Here is a 2,529-nt window from a genome sequence, read left to right on the forward strand (position 1 = left end):
GTTCCTGGACGGCCTGGCGTCGTGGCGGCGGGCTCAGGGGTTGCCGGGTGTGTCGATGGCGTGGGGTCTGTGGGCCGAGGCCAGCGGCATGACCGGACATCTCGGCGAGGACGACGTCCAGCGGATATCCCGCTCGGGCCTGGTACCACTGGCCACGGACGAGGGGCTTGAGCTGTTCGACGCGGCTCTGACCTCGCCTGCGGTTGTTCCGGTTCTCTTCCGGCTGGACATCCCGGCGCTGCGTGCGCAGGGCGCCGAACTCCCCGCCCTCTTCCGCAACGTCGTGCCGGGGACGACGGTCCGGCGCGTCGCAGGCGCCGGAGCCGAGGACGACATTGCCGCCCGTCTGCGGCGGCGACTGGCCGGCATGTCCGAGGCGGACCAGGAGCAGTTCCTGCTCGAGGATCTGATCCGCGTCCAGGCGGCCGCCGCCTTGGGACACGCGAAGTCGGACACTGTCGAGGTGGGACGGCCCTTCAAGGAACTGGGTTTCGACTCGCTCACCGCCGTGGAACTGCGGAACCGTCTGAGTGCGGAAACGGGTCTGCGCCTCCCGGCCACGCTTGTCTTCGACTACCCGAACCCGACCGTACTGGCGGGCTATCTGCGCTCGGAGATCCTCGGGGCGCAGGACACGGCCATCGCGGCGCCGACGGCGGGCGGATCCGCCAACACCCCGGCACACACGGACGACGACCCGATCGCGATCGTCGCCATGAGCTGCCGATTCCCCGGTGGGGTGCGGACGCCCGAGGAATTCTGGCACCTGGTGATGGGTGGTACCGACGCCACCGCCTCGCTCCCGTCCAACCGCGGCTGGGACCTCGAGACGACGTACGACCCGGACCCCGCGCGCGAGGGCACGTACTACGCCCGCAACGGTGGCTTCCTCTACGACGCGGACCAGTTCGACCCGGCCTTCTTCGGGATCTCGCCGCGTGAGGCGCTCTCGATGGACCCGCAGCAGCGGCTGCTGCTGGAAACCTCGTGGGAGGCGTTCGAGCGCGCCGGTATCGACCCCGAGTCGGCGAAGGGAAGCCGGACCGGAGTCTTCGTCGGCGTTGTGTACAACGACTACGGCACCCGGCTGCAAGGGAACGCCCCCGAAGGCTTTGAGGGCTATCTCGGCACCGGCAGCGCGGGCAGCGTGGCCTCGGGCCGGATCTCCTACACCTTGGGCCTGGAAGGGCCCGCCGTGACGGTGGACACCGCGTGTTCGTCGTCGCTGGTCGCGCTGCACCTCGCGGTCCAGGCACTGCGCCAGGGCGAATGCGACCTGGCGCTTGCCGGTGGCGCGACGGTGATGTCCACACAGGCCGGCCTTGTGGACTTCAGCCGGCAGCGCGCGCTGTCCGCCGATGGCAAGTGCAAGGCGTTCAGCAATGCCGCAGACGGATTCGGATTCGCCGAAGGCGTCGGACTGCTGCTCGTCGAGCGGCTGTCGGACGCCCAGCGCAACGGCCACGAGGTGCTGGCCATCGTCCGGGGCTCGGCGGTCAACCAGGACGGTGCGTCCAACGGCCTGACCGCCCCGAACGGACCGTCGCAGCAGCGGGTGATCCGCGCGGCGCTCAAGACCGCCCGGCTGTCGGGCGCCGAGGTCGACGCGGTGGAGGCGCACGGTACGGGCACGTCGCTGGGTGACCCGATCGAGGCGCAGGCGCTGCTGGCCACCTACGGCCAGGACCGGCCTGCGGACCAGCCGCTGTGGCTCGGATCGGTGAAGTCGAACATCGGCCATTCGCAAGCGGCGGCCGGTGTCGCCGGTGTCATCAAGATGGTGATGGCGATGCGGCACGGCGTGCTGCCGAAGTCGCTGCACACCGATGAGCCGTCACAACACGTGGATTGGTCAGCGGGCGACATCGCGCTGCTCAGCGAGGCCACAGTCTGGCCGGAGTCGGGCCACCCTCGCCGCGCCGGAGTGTCGTCCTTCGGCGTGAGCGGGACGAACGCGCACGCGATCCTGGAGCAGGCCCCGGAAGCCGAGGAGGCGGCGGAGCCTGAGGCCGAGGCCGTCGACGGTCCGGTGGCGTGGGTCGTGTCCGGCAAGAGCGGCGACGCGCTGCGGGATCAGGCTGCCAGGCTGCGGGAGTTCGTGGCCGAGCGTCCGGAGTTGGGTGCCGCGGATGTGGCGTTGTCGTTGGTGTCGTCGCGTTCGGTGTTCGAGCACCGTGGGGTGGTGACGGGTGCCGGCCGTGAGGAGCTTCTGGCGCGGTGGCCTCGGGTGTGACGCGTGGCGTGGCCGATGTGCGTGGCCGTTCGGTGTTTGTGTTCCCGGGTCAGGGGGCGCAGTGGGCGGGTATGGCGGTGGGGCTTCTGGAGTCCTCGCCGGTGTTCGCGGAGGCGATGGGGGAGTGTGAGTCGGCGCTGTCGGCTTACGTCGACTGGTCGTTGACGGACGTACTGCGCGGCGCCGAGGGTGCTCCCGGGTTTGACCGGGTGGATGTGGTGCAGCCGGTGTTGTTCGCGGTGATGGTGTCGTTGGCGCGGTTGTGGCGTTCGGTGGGTGTGGAGCCGGACGCGGTG

Annotated in this window: 1 pseudogene; it reads left to right on the forward strand. The window is 70.3% G+C overall.

What is annotated here, in order from left to right:
- A pseudogene (locus IG74_RS0144330) lies at positions 1-2,529 on the forward strand (beta-ketoacyl synthase N-terminal-like domain-containing protein); the annotation flags it as partial.

The sequence above is a fragment of the Streptomyces sp. NRRL B-1347 genome, assembly GCF_000720325.1.
Taxonomy (GTDB): Bacteria; Actinomycetota; Actinomycetes; order Streptomycetales; family Streptomycetaceae; genus Streptomyces.